A 20,817-nucleotide genomic window follows, 5' to 3' on the forward strand; every position below is an offset into this window, starting at 1 on the left:
GAATATTATGTTAAGTCTATTTAAAAGAAAAGAAAAAAGTAATATTAGTGATAATCAAAATGAAAAAGTAAAATTTTTAACTAATAAAAATAAAAGTACTCATGCTTCAATTTTAAATTATTTTGGTTTTAATGATTTTAACCATGAAACTTATTTCACTGATTTTGTAGCAGAAAATAATGCTAATTTATATAATGCTCCATTAGATATTAATAATGAAACTATTAAACAATATTTAATTCAACAAGAATTTTACAGAAAAAATTGAAATTCAATTTTTAAATTAAGTAAATTAGGAATTAGTGCTTATTTAATTTATATTGCTAATGATGACTTATATTTTCAAGTAGTAGATATACAACAAAGAGTTTATGATATTAGTGGTAAATTAATTGAATGTACTATTTTTTATGATAGTTATGAACAAAATGCACAAATGGTAAGATTATTTGAAGTTTATACATTAAATAATGAACAAATAACTATTAATCGTGCAATTTATAGTATTAGTGATAATAAAAAACAATTTCCATTAGATTTTAAATCATTCATTAATAACCCTAATTTAGCACAAGAACAAACACTAAATATTAACTATATACCAATAGCAATTATGAGAAATAAAGCAAATGAGCTAGCAGATTGTAATAAAGTAATGGATAAAATTAAAGCATTAGATGTTATTTATGAACAAATTGTTTTAGATACTATTTTAAACTCACCTAAATTTATATTTAGTCAAACTTATGGCAATGTTCAATCTTTAATAGAAGACGCAGTAAGAACATTAGTTACTAAAAATTACATATTTAAAAGCGGTAGAGATAATAATGAACAAAACGAAAATATCAATATGACAAATAGTAATTTTAAAGGTAAAAATTTAACTGATATATATGATTGAAATGTTAATGAAATATTTAAACGTTGTGGTATTCATATACCAAGTCAAAAGAAATCAGCACAACAATCAGTTCCCGAAAGTACAGCAGTAAATATTTCAACTATTAATTATATTGAACAAAAATTATGACAATTTAATATTGATATTCTTAAATTTATTCAAATATTAGTAAGTGTAGATAAAGATTTATTAAATAGTAAAACATTTAATATTAATGATGATCAAGAAATTAATAATTTAACAGTTAAATTAAAATTATTTAATCCCGAAAATAACCAATTAATAGGAGAGAACAATGGAAAACAACAACAAACCACAAACGAAATTTCCACAGAAACAAACTAAACTTAATCAAGCAGAATTAGAAAATGATTATTTAATTGATAACATTCCTTATGACTTTACTAATATGATGCGTGCTACTAGTGACCCAGATATTAATAGAGCATATGATGAATTTAAAAAAAGAACGATATATATTTATGAAATTGAACGTTTATTTAAAAATAATGAAAATAATAGTTTAAAATTTTCAGCAAATACTATTAAAATAGGTTTTATTGATATTGATAAAGTATTAAAAACTACTGCTGTTGAAACATCTGATTTTACTATGCAATTAAATCAAAGAGCAAGTACTAATATTAATGATAATACAATTGAATATAGTATGACTGATATTAAAAATTTAATATTTCAAGAAATAAATTTATTAAATCAATTTAAGTTATATGCTGTATCTATTAATGAACCTTTAACTGAAAATAATATTGATAATTTATATATCATTAATAATTATTCACAACCTTATCAAAATCCAAAAACAAGAAGTACTAAAAGTATAACTATTATTAAAATTAAAGATTTTAAAACAAGAGATGGTTATCCAATTATTATTAAATTACAAAAACCATTAGATAAAGATACCAAAGTAACTGGTTTAAAAATTAAAGCACCTAGAAGCATGATTTTTGGCAATATAAAGGTACTTGGTGAAGTTGACAATATGGAAGTATACCCAAAGTTATTTGTTAAAGATAAGATAGCATTTCCGCTATTATCAATGCCTATTGAAACTCAACCAAAAGTTAGAATATTACAACAATGATTTAGTGAACAAATATTACCTTGAAACTTAGCAAAACAATTTATTGGAGAAGAAAAATCAGTTTTAGATTTAATTGCTATTGGTGGAGGGACTGAAACAAGAAAAGAAATTATTAATAATGCAAGAGTAACAAATGCTAAATTAGGTTATGATGTTTCTAAAAATTTAAAAGTATGACCATTATCAGATGAAATAGAATTAAAAGATAAAAAATTAGAGTCATGATTTTTAGTAGGTAACTATAATTTATTTATTTCTACAACAAATAAATTTTATGATGTAGAAATTGAAATAAATGATAAACCACCAATTGATAGTTTACAACAGTTATTATTAGATATGCTAAGTTACACATATAACTATAATAGAAATTTTGATGGCGCAGATTATGATGATAAAAATGAAATAGCAAAATTACGTAATAAATTCTCAGGTCAAAAACCTGATGAAGTTATTACTAATTTATTTAGAAAATGAGAACTTGATTATCCAAATTACATAAATTTGCAACAAGTTAAAATATTTAAACAAGTATTTATTATGTTATCAAAGTATATTTATTCAACATTATCAATAAATAAAGGTCTAAATGATGATAATAAAATTTTATTACCTTATTATTTTGAATTAAAATCAAATCCTATACATTCTAATAAGGATAATAGTTGAAAATATAAAGATGTAAAAGTAATACTAAAATCTGAATATTTTGATTTTACAGATATGAATAATATTAAATTAAAAAATAATGATATTAGTCAAAATGAATTATTTAAACTTGATGATAATCAATTTAATTGATTATCTATTACAAATGAATTAGAAAGCAATAATATTCCGTCATTAATTCCAGCAGATTGAACATTAGGAAATGGCGAATATGGAAAATACTTTACAAGAGTAATTATTAGTAACAATAAAATTGAGAATGCTTTAAATTTATATGGTTCAAATAAATCTCAATTATTTTCTAAATTAGAATTTTATGAAGAGATATTACAAATTGATAATAAAAATGAATTTGAATTGCAAATTAAAAATCCAATTAATAATTTAAATCGGATTGAAATTAGTGGAATATTTGGTGCTGGTAATTATTATTTAATTTTAATAACTGACAAACAAGAAATAAACTTAACTAATATTAATTTATTTGACAAATATAATGAAAATATTTCTTATATTAATTTAGAAATTTAAATGTTATTTATTAAAATAACCATATGGATAATTGCCATCTCATGGTATATCTATTCTTTCAATAGTATCTCCACCATTATAAAATTTTGTTTTTTTAGGATTATCAGCAAAGTATATTTTAAATTCACTTTTTATAGAAACTGAAATACCATGAATGTCAGACATTCATATTTTCTGAACACCCATTATAGGTTTTTTATATGAATTTAAATAATATTTAAGTCCACTAAGATTATGGGTAAGCACCCCCCCATGATTAATCCTATTGTTCCAGTTGTAGCACCAGTTAGTGCTAATGCTAATGTTATTTTACTTAAATTTGCTTTTATTCATGTTTTCATATTAAATTACTCCTTTTTTCCTTGATTTTACTTATAAATTGTACTATTTTTGATTATTTTTACAAGTACGTTTTTAAACGCAAAATAACGCCTAAATAAAAGGCGTTTATTTTGTGATACCTATACTATTAATGATATTGTAGTTGTTTATTATATGGCAAATGTGAAGATGCTTTTTTTTCACAGTAGCATTATTTTTACCCCTAATTACATTTTTATATGGATACAATGCATAAAATAATCCATCATACGGGTCTTGATACATATTTTTATTAGGAATGTTAGTTTTGGTTTGGTCATAACGTAATTCTTCTAAACATTGAGTAGTCTTTGGTAAATCATCTTTATTTGCATAAAAGTTTCCATAACTCATAATGTTTCTCATTCAAACTACTCTATTAGTTAATCTTGCTTCTTGATTTAAATTTGAAGCATGTTTAATAGCAGTTTGTGTGATTAAAATAGTATTATGTTCATCTATTAATTTTTGATTTAATCAATCAATGGCAGTTCGTGCTTTATCATCATAAAAATAAATTGCTTGTTCAAAATTTTCAAAATTATCAATTAATCCTAAAATTTCATTAACATAAGCATTAATTTTTTCATTTTCATTTATAAAATCATTTGGAGTAACTACTAATTCACAAATAATATAAGCATCATAATAACCAGTATTATTATATTCTTTAAAACCCACTACTATAAATACAGTATGGTCTTTATGACCAGTTGCTCAATCCACACCAACTGAATAAAAATCAAATTTATACATATCTTTTTTTGAATTATAAAATTCTTTTAAATCATATGGTTGTCAGCACTTTACAGTTTTTTGAAATGGGAAAATTGTTGCATCACTATCTAAAAATTCAAAACCATAAAAAACAGTATTAAATTCATCAGGATTACTTTTTTTCATTTCTAATAATGTTCTTTTTTGAATATCTGGTAATTTATTTCAAAATGGTTGAATAGTAAATCTTAAAACAAATAAACCTAAACCACTAAACATATCTTGATTTTCATAATAAATTTTGCCATTTTTTTTAAGATTTTCCATCACTTTATCATTTAATGGTAAAAATGGCGTACAGTATTTTAAATAAAATGGATGATATTTATCATAAGGATTACATGTAAAAGTAATAAAGAAACTTTTATAAAAATAGCGAGTAATTTTTTTTCCAAAATTAGGACTATATATATTTTTATCAATAAACGTTCAACTTCATTCTTTAATAGGTTCTTTTGATACTTTAATACGATTACTTCTAAACATAGAGTTTTGTAAACGTTCATATCGATATGTTAATTGCTTTTCTGTTAGTGTTTCTTTTTCTTCTGCCATAATAATTTCATCTGTTCTTGAACCTAAAAAACTTGAACCACCGGCTTCTTTTCCAAAAATCTTATTACCATTAGCATAACCAATAAAGTCAATTTGTTGATTATTAGGAAAAATAATACATCCACCATCCTTAGTTATTTTTCATTTAATACCATGTGGATTATTAGGTAATAAATTAATATTATATGTATCTAATAAAACTTGACAAACATTCATTAAAGCACCAATTGTAGTTTCACTATGAGTATTTTCATATCTTCTTACTTCTTGAACACTACTATCACTAAAATTACAACATATAAATAAATCAAATGCTAAACAATTTCAAGTTTTTCTTGTTCCACGTGCTGTTGGTACAAAACGATAAAAACAATTGGTAGTAAAATATTCTGCTCATTCATCACCAACAAATTCTTTAAAAATATCCCAACTAAAACCATAATTATTATCACTAAAATTAAGATTATATTTTTTATTTAATTGTACATAACTAGTGATAAAAGCCATATTTACTCCTTATTTTTAAAAAAAATTAAACTTAAATTATTAACAAATAAAATTTTGAAAGGAACATTAAAAATGTTTATATTACCATTTGTAAATCATTTTGATTGAGACAAACACAATTTTAATCAAGATAAATTAAATTTACAACAAACAGAAGAATTATTTAAAAAAATAGATGATTATTTATGAAATGCATGTGATAAATCTGTATATAAGTCATATAGATTTAGAAAAAGAAAATTAAAAACAAAAAAAGGTTTATTAACTTATAAACGACGTATTTGTACATATTATAACCCAAAAACACAAAAAATGGAATTTCTTTCATTGTTAGATAATTATCTTGGTGTTAAAAAATATAGTAAACTTGCACCTAATGTTATTAAACAAATTTTGAAATATTTTGCAGATGGTAAAAAGTATCATGATGTTTGTGATACTTTTATTGAAGGTTTAATTGGATGGGTTACACTTTATTGAACACTAATTACATAGACAAGTGAACAAATTAGTTAAAAGAAAGGAATTATAATTATGGTCACTATTAACTCATATTCAGATGAATTTAAAAAACAAATAGTAGCTTTATATCAAAGTGGCAAATCAGTATCTTGCCTTGCTAAAGAATACAATGTTACAAGAGCAGCTACTTACAATTGAATTAAGCAATTTACTAATTCAGGTAGTTTTAAAACTAAAGATAATCTTTCAGATTTAGAAAAACAATTAATTCAAGCAAATAAAGAATTAAAACAGTTACGAATGGAAATTGATATTTTAAAGCAAGCAGCACTAATAATAGGCAGAAAGTAGAGATTATTGCAAATAATAAATCTAAATATAAAATGCGCACAATGTGTCATTTTTTAAAACTCTCTAAATCAACATATTATTTTAATTTAAAGAAAAAAAATAAAATTCAAAATAATATTTATGAACAAGCTGTTATTAGTGCTTTTAAAGAAAATAAAGAAGTTTATGGTACTAGAAGATTAAAAGTCATACTAGCAAACCAAGAAATTTATTTATCACGCAGAAAAATTAAAGAAATTATGAATAAGCATAATTTAATATCAAAATACACTAAATTATCATTCAAAAATCATAATAATAAAGTCAATGATAGTCAAATAACCAATCTTGTTAATAGAAACTTTAATAATAGAATTAAAAATGAAGTTATTGTTAGTGATTTAACTTATGTTCAAGTTAATGGTAAATGAAACTATATTTGCCTATTAATCGACCTATTTAACCGCGAAATTATTGGACATAGTGTTGGAGTTAAAAAAGATGCATCATTAGTATATCAAGCATTTATGCAATCAAATCACTGTTTAAAAGATATTGAAATATTTCATACTGATCGCGGTAATGAATTCAATAATAAAACTATTGATAAACTTTTATTAGCTTTCAACATAACTCGATCTTTAAGCAAAAAAGGATGTCCTTATGACAATGCTGTTGCTGAAGCAACTTTTAAAACTTTCAAAATTGAATTTATTAATGATAAAAATTTTACATCATTAATCCAATTAAAATTAGAATTATTTGATTACATCAATTGATATAACAACATAAGAATTCACAGTACTCTAAACTACCTAACTCCAATTAGTTATCAAAAACAAATGTCTACCAAAAAATAGTCCTAAAAAGGGTTGCCATTCCACTACCTAACTCCAATTAGTTATCAAAAACAAATGTCTACCAAAAAATAGTCCTAAAAAGGGTTGCCATTCCAATTTTTAGTATTATGTTTTTCATTAAACTTAAATTTTCTATGTCCATCATCAATATTTACATATAAATTTTGATATGGTTGTAATGGTATTTTGAGGATATTGGCTTTTGGTAATTGAAACTTTTTATATGTTCTACAAACTGTACTATTACTTATTTGGAATGGCAACCCTTTTTAGGACTATTTTTTGGTAGACATTTGTTTTTGATAACTAATTGGAGTTAGGTAGTTTAGAGTACTGTGAATTCTTATGTTGTTATATCAATTGATGTAATCAAATAATTCTAATTTTAATTGGATTAATGATGTAAAATTTTTATCATTAATAAATTCAATTTTGAAAGTTTTAAAAGTTGCTTCAGCAACAGCATTGTCATAAGGACATCCTTTTTTGCTTAAAGATCGAGTTATGTTGAAAGCTAATAAAAGTTTATCAATAGTTTTATTATTGAATTCATTACCGCGATCAGTATGAAATATTTCAATATCTTTTAAACAGTGATTTGATTGCATAAATGCTTGATATACTAATGATGCATCTTTTTTAACTCCAACACTATGTCCAATAATTTCGCGGTTAAATAGGTCGATTAATAGGCAAATATAGTTTCATTTACCATTAACTTGAACATAAGTTAAATCACTAACAATAACTTCATTTTTAATTCTATTATTAAAGTTTCTATTAACAAGATTGGTTATTTGACTATCATTGACTTTATTATTATGATTTTTGAATGATAATTTAGTGTATTTTGATATTAAATTATGCTTATTCATAATTTCTTTAATTTTTCTGCGTGATAAATAAATTTCTTGGTTTGCTAGTATGACTTTTAATCTTCTAGTACCATAAACTTCTTTATTTTCTTTAAAAGCACTAATAACAGCTTGTTCATAAATATTATTTTGAATTTTATTTTTTTTCTTTAAATTAAAATAATATGTTGATTTAGAGAGTTTTAAAAAATGACACATTGTGCGCATTTTATATTTAGATTTATTATTTGCAATAATCTCTACTTTCTGCCTATTATTAGTGCTGCTTGCTTTAAAATATCAATTTCCATTCGTAACTGTTTTAATTCTTTATTTGCTTGAATTAATTGTTTTTCTAAATCTGAAAGATTATCTTTAGTTTTAAAACTACCTGAATTAGTAAATTGCTTAATTCAATTGTAAGTAGCTGCTCTTGTAACATTGTATTCTTTAGCAAGGCAAGATACTGATTTGCCACTTTGATATAAAGCTACTATTTGTTTTTTAAATTCATCTGAATATGAGTTAATAGTGACCATAATTATAATTCCTTTCTTTTAACTAATTTGTTCACTTGTCTATGTAATTAGTGTTCAATAAAGTGTAACCCATCCAAATTGTAAAAAATGTTCAATGAGATTATTAGTATTTTGTACTGGTAAAAAGAAGAATGGAAAATTAATTAATAAAAGAGCTGTATGTAAAATTAGAGTATCAAAAACAGAAATTGGTGCTGAAAAAACTGCCAAATTAATTGAAAAATATGGTAATTTATTTTTTCAAAATTTTGACCAAGCAAATTTAATAGTTTGTGGAGATAGTTCAAAATGAATTAGAAAAACTGCTACAATTTTAAATGCTAAATTTATTTTAGATAAATTCCATGCTTTTCATGTTTTATTTCTTGGCATAATGGCTGGAAGAAGAAAAAATAAAATTGCTAAATTACACTATCAAAATGCAATAAATTTATTTTCCAAAGGTCAATATTATGAATTAATTGATTTTTTACAATCATTGACTTTACAATATAAAAAATTAAAAGTTGGTTATTTTGTTAATGCAAAAGATGGCTTATTAAATCAAGCATTAGTTGAAAATATTGGTTGCTTTACTGAAACTAATATTAAACAAATTTTAAAGCATATGATTGGTGATAGAACTTATAACATTGATATGTATACCAAAATGGTTAATTTTAAATGTTATCAAATAAATACAGCAATACAATTATTATAAATTAACCATTTCAATTTAAAGATAACTAAAAATAAAATAAAACTTATTAAAGTAAAATTTAATAAGAATTTTTGAGTTATAAAAGTAAGTATTATTGTGTCAATATCGAGTGAAAATTTCCCAAAAATATTTTTTAAAAAATAAATTATTTTGAAAAGTTATACTGTTAAATAAACATAAATTCCAAATAAATTCTTTTCTAGATAAAAATAGAAATAAAGTTTTTTAATTTTTTAAAATTTTTTGTATAATTAATTTATACAAAAAATTATATAAGTTTTTAACTCATTTATTTTAAGATAAAATAAATGAGTTTTTTTATTATTTATTCAAAGGAGAAAATAAAAAATGTTTAAAGTTAAACCTAATTCACCAGTTTATGAATTTTATTATTCTGAAATAAAAAAATTAGAGGGTAAAATTAAAGATAATAAAGAATTAGATAATATAATAAATACTGAAAAAAATCTTAAAGAAGAAATAGAAAAACTAGAAATATATCTAAAAACATTAAATGAAAATTTAAAAAAGAAATATAAAATAATTCCATATATTGAAAAATTAAATATATATGATTTAGAAGATAAAATCGAATCAAAAGGACAAAAAAGGGTTGATAATGTAGGAAAATATTTAAAATTAAAATCAAGTTTAGATTATGATTTTGATTCAATTTTTGAACAATGAAAACGCAGTGCAAACAGTGAAAATCAACCTTTAACAAGTGGATATAAACCAAGCTCACCACAGATGTAAAAGGGGAAGATATTGCATTTGCAATATCTTTATATCTTTAAAATTGATTTTAAGACACCAAATTTGCTGATATACAAATGTTTTAAAATTTTATATGGTTTAGTATTAATAAAATAAATCTCTTCTAAAATATGTTTTTTTACTTTTAATTAAAAATTATTGATATCCATATCTTCAAGGATGGTCTTTATTTGGTATATAAACTTTTTTAGTTTTTATCAAATCTTCTTTAATAATTGGTTTTAATGCTATTTCTTTTAGTTCATATATTTTATTATTATAACTAAGATAGAATTCATTAATAAATGATTTAAGTACAATTACATCAGTTCTAGGTTGTATATATTGAACTTTGTTATTTTTATAAGGAAAATATTTTTTACCATAATATGTTATAGTTGAACCACTATCTGTTTTTATTTTACAAAATCTTGAAAGATAAACATTTATTTCATTTTGTGTAGGAGCTTTAACCATAGCAGATTTATTATCATCAATAGGAAAAGCAAACTGATTATTAAAAATGTTTATATATGTTTTAAGAAATTTATTACCATCTTCTAAATTTTTAATTTTATTAAGTCGTAATTCACTAATTAAGCGACTTTGAAGTGTTCCAAATAATCGTTCAATTCTGCCTTTAGCTTGTGGAATTGAGGTTCTAATTACTTCAACACCTAAATCATTACAGCATTTTTGAAATTGAGTATAAGTGTCATTTTCTGTGTTTATTTTACCTGAATCAATTTTTTTCTTATATCCAAAAACTGTTCTATTATCAGTATAAAATATCTTTGGTATGCCATATTTAGTTAAAATTTGATAAAAAACATTATAATAACCATCTAATGTCTCTTGGTGATCAAATCATAGTCCAACAATATTTCCTGTAGCATCATCAATTGCAGCATGTAAAAATGCTTTTGGTTTATCGTTACCAAATCAATGATGATTACTTGCATCCATTTGAATTAATTCACCAAAATTTGTTCTACGATTTCTTGTGGGATGCAAGTTATTTTTTTTATTCTTATGTCTTTTTGGTGAAGTGATTTTTTCTTGAATTAATAGATTATAAACTGTACTATATGCAATTTTAGTGTTTTCTTCATTAATTAATTTTTCCTGAAAATGTTGAAAATTAAAATTATAATATTTTGTTTTATATAAGTTTATAATTTTATTTTTAATTTCTATTTTTGTTGCCTTATTAGAAATTTTATTGCGAGATTTATGAATAAAACCAACTTTACCTTCTTTATTAAAAATTTGAATTAATTGGTTAATTCTTCTAATAGTTAGGTTAAGTTTATTTTTGGCTTGATGTTTAGATAATTTATTAATAACAATGTCATTTATAATTTTGTATTTATATTTTTCTTTCATAGTCATGCTTCTTTCCATTTTTATCACCAAGTATATTTAACTTCACTTTTTGAGAAATTTTCACTCGATAACTAATAGGAAATTATCACTAAATAATGACAAAAGTATTATTGTTGACTAATATTTTACAAGTGTTAAGATTAACATACAATTGCATATTGAAGTCTAAATTATTCTCGTCTAATCTTATAATTTAAAGACAAATTTGAATATTATTGACAACATCGGTACGCTCCCAATTTTTTAAATAAAAAAACTGTTTTTTTAAAAATAATAATTTAATATTATGTCATGAATATTTATTAAGTAAGGAGATGAAGTATGGTGTCTAAACAAGATGATATTTTGATAGTAGAACATGTTTTTCTTGAATCTGATTGTAAAACACAAGCAGAAGCTTTTCAAGAAATAGCAACTTCTGCTAAAAAATTAGGTTTTTTGAAAAAAAATATTAGTGAAAAATCACTAGTTAATAGTTTTCTACAAAGAGAAGGAGAAGGAACTACTGGTTTTGGTGATGGTGTTGCTGTGCCGCATGCCCGTAATGAAGATATTGTTAAATCAGGAATTTTTATTATGCGTTTTAAACAGCCAATTCCTTGGAAAGCACTAGATGAACAACCCGTTAAAGCAATAATTGCTTTAATTGTGCCACTAAAAAGTGCTGGTAATGAACACTTGGAAATTTTATCAAAAGTGGCACAAAGATTAACAAAACCGGAATTTCAATCAATATTATTTAATTCAAAAGATAAAAAAGCAATTATTCAATCACTAAATATTAATAATAAACCTAATGTTGAAACTAGTAGTAAAACTATTAGTGAAGATATGAAAGGTTCTTCAAAAAAAACTAAAAATATTATAGCAATTACTGCTTGTCCAGTTGGGGTAGCACATACTTATATTGCACAAGATAAATTAGAAATTGCTGCAAAAAATTTAGGCTATAATATTAAAGTTGAAACTCATGGTAGTATTGGTATTAAAGGTGCTTTTACAGCAACTGATATTGCCAATGCTGATTTAGTTATTATTGCAGTATCAGCCGGTGTTGCAGATTTAAAATTAGAACGTTTTAATAATAAACCATTATATAAAGTAGAAATTAGCAAAGTTATTAAAAATCCTGAAAGTATTGTTAATGATGCTTTTGCTAACGCAAAACCTTATGAAATAAACAAGTCAGAATCGGGACAAAAAGCGGAAAAAGAAAATAAATCAAATGATTTATTTACTACTGATAAACAAGGAATTATGAAACATATTATGGCTGGTGTTGGCTATATGGTTCCATTTGTTGTTTTTGGTGGAATTATGTTAGCATTATCAATTGGTATTGCTAAAGCAGTTTATGGTGCTGACTTTGATATTTCCAAGTTACCACACAATCATTTTCTTTATTTTATGAATCAAGCCGGAAGTATTGCTTTTACATTAATGATTCCAATTTTAGCTGGTTTTATCGCTAATTCAATTGCAGGACGTGCTGCCTTGGTTCCGGCAATGGTAAGTGCATATGTTGCTAATACAGCAGGATTAGTTTATCCAATTGCTGGTTTAGAGCCAAAGGTTTCTGCTGGATTTTTAGGAGCATTATTAATTGGTCCAAGTGTTGGATATTTAGTAAGATGAATTATTACTTGAAAAGTACCAAAGACTATTGCTCCAATTATGCCAATTTTCTTTATTCCTATTGTAGTAACATTTTTAATTAGTTTCACTTTTATTTATGCAATTGGAGCTCCAATTGGTTGAATAATGGAACAATTTCAAAATGGGTTAACCCACATGCCACGTGAAGCAATGGCAGCAATTGGAATGTTGCTAGGAGCAATGGTTGGATTTGATATGGGTGGTCCAATTAACAAAGTTGCTTTTTTAGCAGCTTCAACAACGATAACTGCTGATCCTAGTTCACAATTATTTATGGGAGCAGTAGCTGCAGCTATTCCTGTTGCACCACTTGGAATGGGTTTAACAACTTTGATTTTTCGTAAATTCTTTAATGAAAGTGAACGTACATTAGGTTTAACAGCTATGTTAATGGGGTGTATTGGTATTTCTGAAGGTGCGATTCCTTTTGCAGTAAGAGATCCAAAACGTGCTATTATTAGTAATATTATTGGTAGTGCTGTTGCTGGTAGTATTGCTGGTACTTTCTTATTAACTGATGCTGCGGGTCATGGTGGTCCTATTGTTGCTATCTTAGGTGCAGTTAGTTCAGTTAATTATGTGCTTTGGGTAAGTATTCTTTTATTCTTTTTAGCCATTATTGTTGGAAGTATTGTTACTTGTTTAGTATATGGTGGATTATTAATTATTCAATCACGTAATATTAAGGTTTTTAAATTAATGAATGAAAGAATCATGAAAATATTTAATAGTAAAAAATCTAAATCTAAAAATAGTAAAAATAAAGTTTAATTGAACAAATAATCAAAGTTTAGGAGAATGAATATGAATAATAGCACATCACAAATAATTTTTTTAAAACCTGCTTTTATTCGCAAATTATGAGGTAGTCAAAAATTAGCACACAAATTTAATTTTGATTTACCTAAAAATACACCAATTGGTGAAGCATGATTAGTTAGTGCTCATCCCAATGGAATGAGTTATGTTTTAAATGGCGAGTATAAGGGATTAAGTTTAGCAGAATTGTTTAAACAGCAACCCAGTTTATTTGCTAATCTTGATAGTTCAGGTAATGTGATTAATAAAGAATATCCGTTGTTAACAAAAATTTTAGACGCAAATGATAGTTTAAGCGTTCAAATTCACCCTGATGATAAATTCGCAGAAAAAAATCATCAATGTTTAGGAAAAACTGAATGTTGGTATATATTAGAATGTTTACCCAAAGGTAAAGTTATCTTGGGTCATAATGCTAAAACCAAAGATCAGTTTAATCAATGATTGGTAAAACAACAATGACATAAACTATTAAAATATATTCCAATTAAAAAAGATCAATTTATTTATGTTCCTTCTCTAAAAATTCATGGCTTATTGGCACATACTATGGTTTTTGAACTACAACAATCATCAGATATTACATATCGTTTATATGATTATGGTCGTAAAGATGAACTTGGTAATTTACGAAATTTGCATTTGAAAGAAGCATCAACTATTGTTTTAGCTCCTGATTTAAATAGTAGTGAAGCTAATGCTCATGATAATTATTTAGTTGATAATAAGTTTTTTAAGTTAATTAAATTAATTAATGAGGGAATTAAGCATTATAGTTATCGTAATACTAGATGATTGCAAATCTCAGTATTGGATGGTAATGGTATAATTGATGATACTAGTATTAAAAAAGGTGACTCATTTATTTTACCAAATGGTTATACTGATTTTTGTTTAAGTGGAAACATGTTATTGATGGTTGCATATTGCTAATAATTTATAATTTATTTTTAAAGTTAAGATTTATTTAGAATGTATTTTATTATTGTTTTAAGTATAAAATATTTAGAATTTTGAGAAAAGTGTGAAATTGTAGTAAGAATATTAAATTGGAAAGTGTAGTAATGTATCATTAAAAATGATATTAGTTCATTTTACTAATATCATTATTATATGAATAAAACTTTTTAAATTTTAAAGTACTTTTTCTAAATAAATCTTGATTTAATTTTATAGTTAAAAATTTATATATGCAATAAAAAAATAAAATTAGAAAAATTATTTTAAATAAGCAATTGCTTCAATTTCAATTAATGCATCTTTGGGAATTCTAGCAACTTGAACTGCTGCTCTTGCTGGAGCGTGTGCACCAAATATTTCTCCATAAACTTTATTCATTTCAACAAAGTGATTTAAGTCTTTTAAGAAAATATTAACTTTTACAATATTATTTAAAGTAATATTAGCAGCTTCACAAATTGCTTTAATATTTAATAAACTTTGTTTAGTTTGTGAAGAAATGTCAGTGCCAATAAATTCACCTGTTTTACTATTAATTGGTAATTGCCCAGAAATATATAAAAAGTCACCTGCAATTATTGCTTGACTATATGGCCCAATGGCAGCAGGAGCATTAGGAGTATGAATAATATTTTTCATAGTTTATCACTCTTTCTAAAATTATTATGTTTTGCATCATTGAATATATTAGTAAAATGTAGCGTTATTTTTAAGTTATTTAGGTGATATTAAATAATTAATAGTAATATAAAATTAGCATCATTAATTATTAAAACTTGAACAACTATAAATATATTTTACATGATTTTCTTTTCTTTTTTTTAATTAATTATTTTTCACTTTAATAATTTTTTTCATTTTAATTTTAATAAAATATTTATTTAATATTTTATTATCAGTATTGAAAATTAAATTTTATTTTTATTTTTTAACCTTTATAAGTGTAAAAAAATATTATTTAAAGTAATTTTATCATTTTTTTAGAAAAAAAATATATTTTATGGTTCACTTTATAAAATGTTACTATATAATTTGATTACAGACCAGTAACATTTTTAAATTGGTTTGAAGATAACGTAGTTATAATAATATCTATAATAGACATTATAATTATAATTCTTAAAACATTAGGAGGAAATCTTTTATGGCAAAAAGTAATTCTAAAACAAAGACAGAAATTATTAAGATAGTGGCGCAAAAGTCTGACGTCACAATTGCCTTAGCGACTAATATTATTGATTTATTTTTTGAAGAGATAAAAGTTGAAGTTGCAAATGGTGGTAAAATTAATATACCAAAATTTGGAATATTTGAAACTATTATTCGTGAAGCAAGAACAGGTCGTAATCCCCAAACTGGTGAATCTATTGTAATTAGTGCTTCTAAAGCACCTAAATTTAAAGCTAGTTCTGAATTTAAAAAACATACTAATCAACAAACAGAAACTTTAGTTTCTTAAATTAAAAATTTTAAAAAATCAAGATAAAATGGATATATAATTTCTAATTTATATCCATTTTGTTCTATTTTTTTATATGTCAGTGCTTTTTTTGAACTTTTAAAAATTTTAATTTTTCTCAAAAAACTAAGAAAAAGGCATTATGTTGTGAAAAATAAATAATAACAAAACTAATAGCATTAAGATAAAAAGCATTTTCTAAGTATTCAAGTTGATATTTTTTAAAATTATTTCATGGTAATGTTAAAGACTTAGTACTTTTTGCTTCAAAACACAAATATTTACCATGATAAACTCCATGATAATCAACATTACTTTTTTCTTTAAAAATTTTATTGTTTTGATATAAACTTGGTGGATTTTGTTTAAAAATTAGTGCTTGTTTTTCATTATTTATAATTTCAATAGTATAATTAATTATAGTTTCAAGAAACATTCCGCGGTTAGCATAAAACATTATTTTAATTCCCCCTTACATATAGAATATTACTAACTTTGGAATAGTTTTCCTTTTAATTAAAGGAGGTATAAATATGAATATTTGTAAAAAGGATATTATAGATAAAGAATTTACTGTTGATTATAAAGGCTATGATTCTAAAGAAGTAGATTTATTTCTTGATTTAGTAGCTACTAATTATGAAATACTAGAAGAATTTGTAAATAAACTAAAAAAGCAAAATGCAATTTTAGAAAATAATAATTACAAGTTACTTAAAGAAATTGATATTTTAAAAACACAAATTTTAGTTTTAAAACAAGAAAAACAAAAATTAGAAGAAAAAGGTGTAGAAAATGTTGATATTATTACGAGATTAAGCAAATTAGAAAGTATTGTACATGAAGAATAAATATGTTATAATTTTCTTCTAAAAGAATAAAAAATGAGCTAATCGCTGCATTAGTATGTAGAGGAAAGTCCACGCTCGCACTTTCTGTGATGAAAGTAATGTTTGTGTTAGAGAAAACGATAACTCTAAGCAGTAATTCTGACGGCTGACAAAAACCTAAGTTTTTTATTAAATAAGGTTCTAGTCTATAAAAGTGTCATAGAGACGAGTTTTAAGGAAACTTAAAAGCTGGAACGAGATAAACCCCACAAGCGAGAAACCCAAATTTAGGTAGGGGCATTGGTTTATTAGAAATGAATAATAAACCGAACTATTGTTTACAATAGTAGATAAATGGTTAGCACTTGCAAGAAGCAAGAACAGAACGTGGCTTATGATTTTTTTATTCTTTTTTTGTATTGTAAATTATTTGATTGAAGGTTTGAAAATGACTGAACTTTTAGTTTTATTAGATAAATTTAATTTTAGAATTAGTTGTTGTGAAAGTATTACTGGTGGACTTTTTGCTCAAGAGATTACTAGTATTGCTGGTGCTTCTAAATATTTTAGTGGTGGTTTTATAACGTATACTAATGAATCAAAAATCAATATTGTTAAAATTAAAAAAACAACCATTGAAAAATATGGTGTAATAAGTAAACAATGTGCTATAGAAATGGCTTTAAATACACAAAAAATTTTAAAAACAAATATTGCTATTAGTTTTACTGGAAATGCAGGACCTAATGCTCTAGAAAATAAACCGGTTGGTTTAGTATATGTAGGTATTGTTATCAATGATAATGTTTGATGTGAAGTGTTAAATATTTCAGGTAATAGAAACGAAATTAGATCAACTATAGTAGCAAAAGCAGTAGTTATTTTAAAAAAAATTTTATTAAGTTTTTAAAATTTAAAAAGGAATTATCTTACAGAGTTATTAATATTTTGTAGGGTGATTTTATGGAAATAAACATTAAAGAAAAAGAGCAATTATTAGAAAAGGCCATTAAGCAAATTGAAAAAGAATTTGGCAAAGGTGCTATTATGTTACTAAGTGATAGTGGTATTGGCGATATTGAAGTTATTAGTTCAGGAAGTATATTATTAGATGATATTTTAGGTGTTAAAGGTTTTCCAAAAGGTCGTATTATTGAAGTTTATGGACCAGAATCTGCAGGTAAAACTACATTAGCATTAATGGCTTTAGCAGAAGTTCAAAAACAAAATGGTAGAATAGCATTTATAGATGCTGAACATGCATTAGATCGTCAATATAGTCAAAAATTAGGTGTTGATATTAGTCGTTTATTAATTACACAACCAGATTCAGGAGAACAAGCATTAGAAATACTAGATATTCTTGTTAAATCAGAGGCTTTAGATATGATTGTTGTTGATTCAGTAACTGCATTAGTTCCACAAATTGAACTTGATGGTGATATGAATGATCAAACAATTGGTGCTCAAGCGCGATTAATGTCTAAGGCATTACGAAAAATTAGTGGAAATATCGCAAAAACTAATTGTATTGTTTTATTTATTAATCAAATTCGAGAAAAAGTTGGTATTATATATGGTAATCCTGAAATAACACCCGGAGGAAAAGCATTACATTTTTATAGTACAATTAGACTAGAAGTACGTAAAGGTGAACAATTAATCAAAAGTAATCAAATAATTGGTCATAAAATAAAAATAAAAGTTGTAAAAAATAAAGTAGCACCACCATTTAAAACAACAAGTCTTGATTTTTGTTTTGAAGAAGGATTTTCAAAAATTAGTGAAATCATTACAATTGCTGTTGAGAAAGAAGTTATTAATAAATCTGGTGGCTGATACACTTATGAAGATGTAAAATTACGACAAGGAAAAATAAAAGCAAAAGAAAGTTTAGAAGCAAATACTTTTCTTTTAGAACAAATTAAGGAACGAATCAAGTTTTAAATATTAATATTTAAAACATGCTAAAATTAATGTAGGATTATTATCCTACTTATTTGTGTGTAGATATTAAAGAAGAAAAATATAAAATTTTAATTTTATTTAAGTTTTTGAGTGTAATGATTCTTTTTCTTGTAGGTGTTTTACAGCAAGGAGAGAAATATAAATGGAAAAAAATATGTTAGCTATATTATCAAATATAAGTAGTCAACAGTTTGGAATGTGAGTAGGTATATCAATTTTTCTAGCAATGATAGTAGGGATAATTGCTGGATTTCTAATTAGAAAAATGTATTTAAAAATTAAAGAACAACAAAGTTTTACTAATATTTTAAAGAGAAAAAAAGAATCTCAAAAATTAATTCAATCCTCAAGAGCCGATGCAAAAATTGAAATAAGTAAAATGAAAAAAGATTTGTATTTAGAGATTGAATATCGTAAAGAACAAAATTTAGAATATGAGAAACTTTTAAATAAAAGAGAACGCAAATTAAGTGAACGTGAAGAAATAATTGAAACACAAACACAAAATCTTTATCATCAACGTGAAATTGTAAAAAATGTTAAATTAGAATATCATCAAAAAATTGATCAAATTATTATGGAATTAGAAAAAATTTCTGGTATGAGTCGAAATGAAGCAAAAGATGAATTGTTTAGTAAATTAAAAGAAAAATTATCATTAGAATTTAATAAAATTATTAAAAATCATGAATATAATATTAAACTTCAATCTAAAGAGTTAGCCAATAATATTGTTAGTGAAGCAATAGAACGTTATGCAAGTAATTTTATTGTTGATAAGTCAGTATCATACGTTAAGTTGCCTAATGAAGAAATGAAAGGCAGAATTATTGGTAAAGAGGGTAGAAATATTAAATCTTTTGAGTTAACAGCAGGTGTAGATATTATCATTGATGATACGCCAGAAACAATTCAAATTTCTTCATTTAATCCGATCAGAAGAGAAATTGCAACTAGAGCTTTAGAAGATTTAGTTAAAGATGGAAGAATTCATCCAATTAGAATTGAAGAAATCTTGAGATTTCATGAGCAGGAATTAAATGAAGGTTTTAAAGTTGATGGTAAAAAAATTATTGATGAGTTAAAATTAACTGGTTTTGAACCAGAGTTAGTATCTTATATTGGAAGATTAAAATATCGTACAAGTTATGGTCAAAATGTTTTATTGCATTCCTTTGAAGTTGCCAAACTTGCAGGAGCAATGGCAGCTGAATTGGGTTTAGATGTTAATATTGCAAAACGTGCTGGTTTATTACATGATATTGGTAAAGCCGCTGATTATGAATTAGAAGGTTCACATGTTTATAATGGTGTGATTTTAGCAAAAAAATATGGTGAAAGTGATATTATTATTAATGCTATTCATTCTCATCATGCTGATGTTGCAAAAGATAATGTTTACTCTTCTTTAGTTTCAGCTGCTGATACATTATCAGCAGCTAGACCTGGTTCAAGAAATAATTCATTAGAAGAATTTATAACTAGAATTAAAGAAATTGAAGATTTGTGTAAATCTGTTAAAGGCGTAGAAAAAGCATATGCTGTTCAGGCCGGAAGACAAATTAGAGTTATTGTTGATCCTAAAGTTATTAATGATTTTGATGCTCATATATTAGCAAGAAACTTAAAACAAAAATTAGAACAAATGATTACAATACCAGGCGATATTCATATTACTGTTATTCGTGAAGTAAGAGCAACAGAATTAATTAATTAAAAAATTAATTAATTGTTTTTTAGAGAACCCTTAGGTTCTCTTTTAACTTTATAAAATATATAATTTGTTAATTCAAATATTTATTTTTTATGCTTAATTTATTTTTTCAT

The 20,817-nt window shown here is 24.3% G+C and carries 21 protein-coding genes and 1 other RNA gene; 14 read left to right on the forward strand and 8 right to left on the reverse strand.

Going from position 1 to position 20,817, the window contains the following annotated elements; all coding sequences use genetic code 4:
* Positions 1–7 precede the first annotated feature (7 nt).
* Together AAHM95_RS07175 and AAHM95_RS07180 are read left to right on the forward strand one after the other, a co-directional pair.
* The gene (locus tag AAHM95_RS07175) at positions 8–1,249 is read left to right on the forward strand and encodes a hypothetical protein (RefSeq protein WP_342274510.1); all 1,242 of its coding nucleotides are present in this window, start codon (positions 8–10) and stop codon (positions 1,247–1,249) included.
* Positions 1,200–3,212 (forward strand): hypothetical protein, encoded by a 2,013-nt coding sequence (locus tag AAHM95_RS07180; protein WP_342274511.1) that lies wholly within the window; start codon positions 1,200–1,202, stop codon positions 3,210–3,212. Before AAHM95_RS07175 ends, AAHM95_RS07180 begins: the two co-directional genes overlap by 50 nt.
* 3 nt (positions 3,213–3,215) lie before the next feature.
* Here AAHM95_RS07180 and AAHM95_RS07185 read toward each other — a convergent pair whose 3' ends face one another.
* The 3 genes from AAHM95_RS07185 to AAHM95_RS07195 all read right to left on the reverse strand — a co-directional run bounded on the left by AAHM95_RS07185 (position 3,216) and on the right by AAHM95_RS07195 (position 5,411).
* Positions 3,216–3,458 carry a hypothetical protein gene (locus tag AAHM95_RS07185; protein WP_281749131.1) on the reverse strand — a complete coding sequence of 81 codons (243 nt, stop codon included), beginning with the start codon at positions 3,456–3,458 and terminating at the stop codon, positions 3,216–3,218.
* The gene (locus AAHM95_RS07190; RefSeq protein ID WP_342273790.1) at positions 3,419–3,553 is read right to left on the reverse strand and encodes a hypothetical protein; all 135 of its coding nucleotides are present in this window, start codon (positions 3,551–3,553) and stop codon (positions 3,419–3,421) included. The genes AAHM95_RS07185 and AAHM95_RS07190 overlap by 40 nt, the downstream gene beginning before the upstream one ends.
* 106 nt (positions 3,554–3,659) lie before the next feature.
* A complete protein-coding gene (locus tag AAHM95_RS07195; protein WP_342274512.1) occupies positions 3,660–5,411 on the reverse strand; it encodes a hypothetical protein in 1,752 nt (583 codons plus the stop codon).
* Positions 5,412–5,483: 72 nt separating this feature from the next.
* On the opposite strand from AAHM95_RS07195, the gene AAHM95_RS07200 reads away from it, so the two are divergent.
* Together AAHM95_RS07200 and AAHM95_RS07205 are read left to right on the forward strand one after the other, a co-directional pair.
* Entirely contained in the window at positions 5,484–5,906 is a 423-nt protein-coding gene (locus tag AAHM95_RS07200) for a UPF0236 family transposase-like protein (RefSeq protein WP_342274513.1), read from the forward strand.
* A 39-nt stretch (positions 5,907–5,945) separates the two neighbouring features.
* Positions 5,946–7,063, forward strand: a protein-coding gene (locus AAHM95_RS07205; RefSeq protein ID WP_342274514.1) for an IS3 family transposase whose coding sequence is annotated in 2 segments (ribosomal slippage) — positions 5,946–6,216 and positions 6,216–7,063 — 1,119 coding nt in all. Because the reading frame shifts where the segments join, the coding sequence is not laid out codon by codon here.
* A gap of 74 nt (positions 7,064–7,137) precedes the next feature.
* On the opposite strand, the gene AAHM95_RS07210 is transcribed toward AAHM95_RS07205, so the two are convergent.
* Both AAHM95_RS07210 and AAHM95_RS07215 read right to left on the reverse strand, forming a co-directional pair.
* A complete protein-coding gene (locus tag AAHM95_RS07210) occupies positions 7,138–7,326 on the reverse strand; it encodes a hypothetical protein (RefSeq protein ID WP_342274515.1) in 189 nt (62 codons plus the stop codon).
* Positions 7,327–7,338: 12 nt separating this feature from the next.
* Positions 7,339–8,456, reverse strand: a protein-coding gene (locus AAHM95_RS07215; RefSeq protein ID WP_342274514.1) for an IS3 family transposase whose coding sequence is annotated in 2 segments (ribosomal slippage) — positions 7,339–8,186 and positions 8,186–8,456 — 1,119 coding nt in all. Because the reading frame shifts where the segments join, the coding sequence is not laid out codon by codon here.
* A gap of 94 nt (positions 8,457–8,550) precedes the next feature.
* On the opposite strand from AAHM95_RS07215, the gene AAHM95_RS07220 reads away from it, so the two are divergent.
* Positions 8,551–9,156 (forward strand): hypothetical protein, encoded by a 606-nt coding sequence (locus AAHM95_RS07220; protein WP_342274516.1) that lies wholly within the window; start codon positions 8,551–8,553, stop codon positions 9,154–9,156.
* 348 nt (positions 9,157–9,504) lie between these two features.
* Complete coding sequence (locus AAHM95_RS07225) at positions 9,505–9,912, forward strand: hypothetical protein (protein ID WP_342273977.1); 408 nt, start codon at positions 9,505–9,507, stop codon at positions 9,910–9,912.
* 156 nt (positions 9,913–10,068) lie between these two features.
* Here AAHM95_RS07225 and AAHM95_RS07230 read toward each other — a convergent pair whose 3' ends face one another.
* Positions 10,069–11,316: an ISNCY family transposase gene (locus AAHM95_RS07230; protein ID WP_342274517.1), complete on the reverse strand. Its 1,248-nt coding sequence runs from the start codon at positions 11,314–11,316 to the stop codon at positions 10,069–10,071.
* A 303-nt stretch (positions 11,317–11,619) separates the two neighbouring features.
* Here AAHM95_RS07230 and AAHM95_RS07235 point away from each other — a divergent pair, with 303 nt between their 5' ends.
* Together AAHM95_RS07235 and AAHM95_RS07240 are read left to right on the forward strand one after the other, a co-directional pair.
* The gene (locus AAHM95_RS07235; RefSeq protein WP_342274518.1) at positions 11,620–13,725 is read left to right on the forward strand and encodes a PTS fructose transporter subunit IIABC; all 2,106 of its coding nucleotides are present in this window, start codon (positions 11,620–11,622) and stop codon (positions 13,723–13,725) included.
* Positions 13,726–13,758: 33 nt separating this feature from the next.
* A complete protein-coding gene (locus tag AAHM95_RS07240) occupies positions 13,759–14,706 on the forward strand; it encodes a type I phosphomannose isomerase catalytic subunit (RefSeq protein ID WP_342274519.1) in 948 nt (315 codons plus the stop codon).
* A 285-nt stretch (positions 14,707–14,991) separates the two neighbouring features.
* Here AAHM95_RS07240 and AAHM95_RS07245 read toward each other — a convergent pair whose 3' ends face one another.
* The gene (locus tag AAHM95_RS07245; RefSeq protein WP_174480051.1) at positions 14,992–15,372 is read right to left on the reverse strand and encodes a RidA family protein; all 381 of its coding nucleotides are present in this window, start codon (positions 15,370–15,372) and stop codon (positions 14,992–14,994) included.
* 505 nt (positions 15,373–15,877) lie between these two features.
* Here AAHM95_RS07245 and AAHM95_RS07250 point away from each other — a divergent pair.
* Entirely contained in the window at positions 15,878–16,192 is a 315-nt protein-coding gene (locus AAHM95_RS07250) for an HU family DNA-binding protein (RefSeq protein ID WP_281749389.1), read from the forward strand.
* Between the two features lie 64 nt (positions 16,193–16,256).
* On the opposite strand, the gene AAHM95_RS07255 is transcribed toward AAHM95_RS07250, so the two are convergent.
* Complete coding sequence (locus tag AAHM95_RS07255) at positions 16,257–16,649, reverse strand: Holliday junction resolvase RecU (RefSeq protein WP_339042779.1); 393 nt, start codon at positions 16,647–16,649, stop codon at positions 16,257–16,259.
* A gap of 76 nt (positions 16,650–16,725) precedes the next feature.
* Between AAHM95_RS07255 and AAHM95_RS07260 the strand changes: the two genes are divergently transcribed.
* The 5 genes from AAHM95_RS07260 (at position 16,726) to rny (ending at position 20,707) form a co-directional block, all read left to right on the forward strand.
* Positions 16,726–17,043 (forward strand): DivIVA domain-containing protein, encoded by a 318-nt coding sequence (locus AAHM95_RS07260; protein ID WP_281749393.1) that lies wholly within the window; start codon positions 16,726–16,728, stop codon positions 17,041–17,043.
* A 29-nt stretch (positions 17,044–17,072) separates the two neighbouring features.
* Positions 17,073–17,422: RNase P RNA component class B (rnpB, locus tag AAHM95_RS07265), an RNA gene on the forward strand.
* Between the two features lie 48 nt (positions 17,423–17,470).
* Positions 17,471–17,932 (forward strand): CinA family protein, encoded by a 462-nt coding sequence (locus tag AAHM95_RS07270; RefSeq protein ID WP_338959371.1) that lies wholly within the window; start codon positions 17,471–17,473, stop codon positions 17,930–17,932.
* Positions 17,933–17,985: 53 nt separating this feature from the next.
* Positions 17,986–18,969, forward strand: coding sequence for a recombinase RecA (gene recA / locus AAHM95_RS07275; protein WP_342274520.1), 984 nt, complete (start codon positions 17,986–17,988; stop codon positions 18,967–18,969).
* A gap of 163 nt (positions 18,970–19,132) precedes the next feature.
* Positions 19,133–20,707, forward strand: a complete 1,575-nt coding sequence (rny, locus tag AAHM95_RS07280; RefSeq protein ID WP_342274521.1) for a ribonuclease Y — start codon at positions 19,133–19,135, stop codon at positions 20,705–20,707.
* Positions 20,708–20,817 lie beyond the last annotated feature (110 nt).

The organism is Spiroplasma endosymbiont of Phycita roborella, assembly GCF_964031195.1.
Taxonomy (GTDB): domain Bacteria; phylum Bacillota_I; class Bacilli_A; order Mycoplasmatales; family VBWQ01; genus Spiroplasma_E; species Spiroplasma_E ixodetis_A.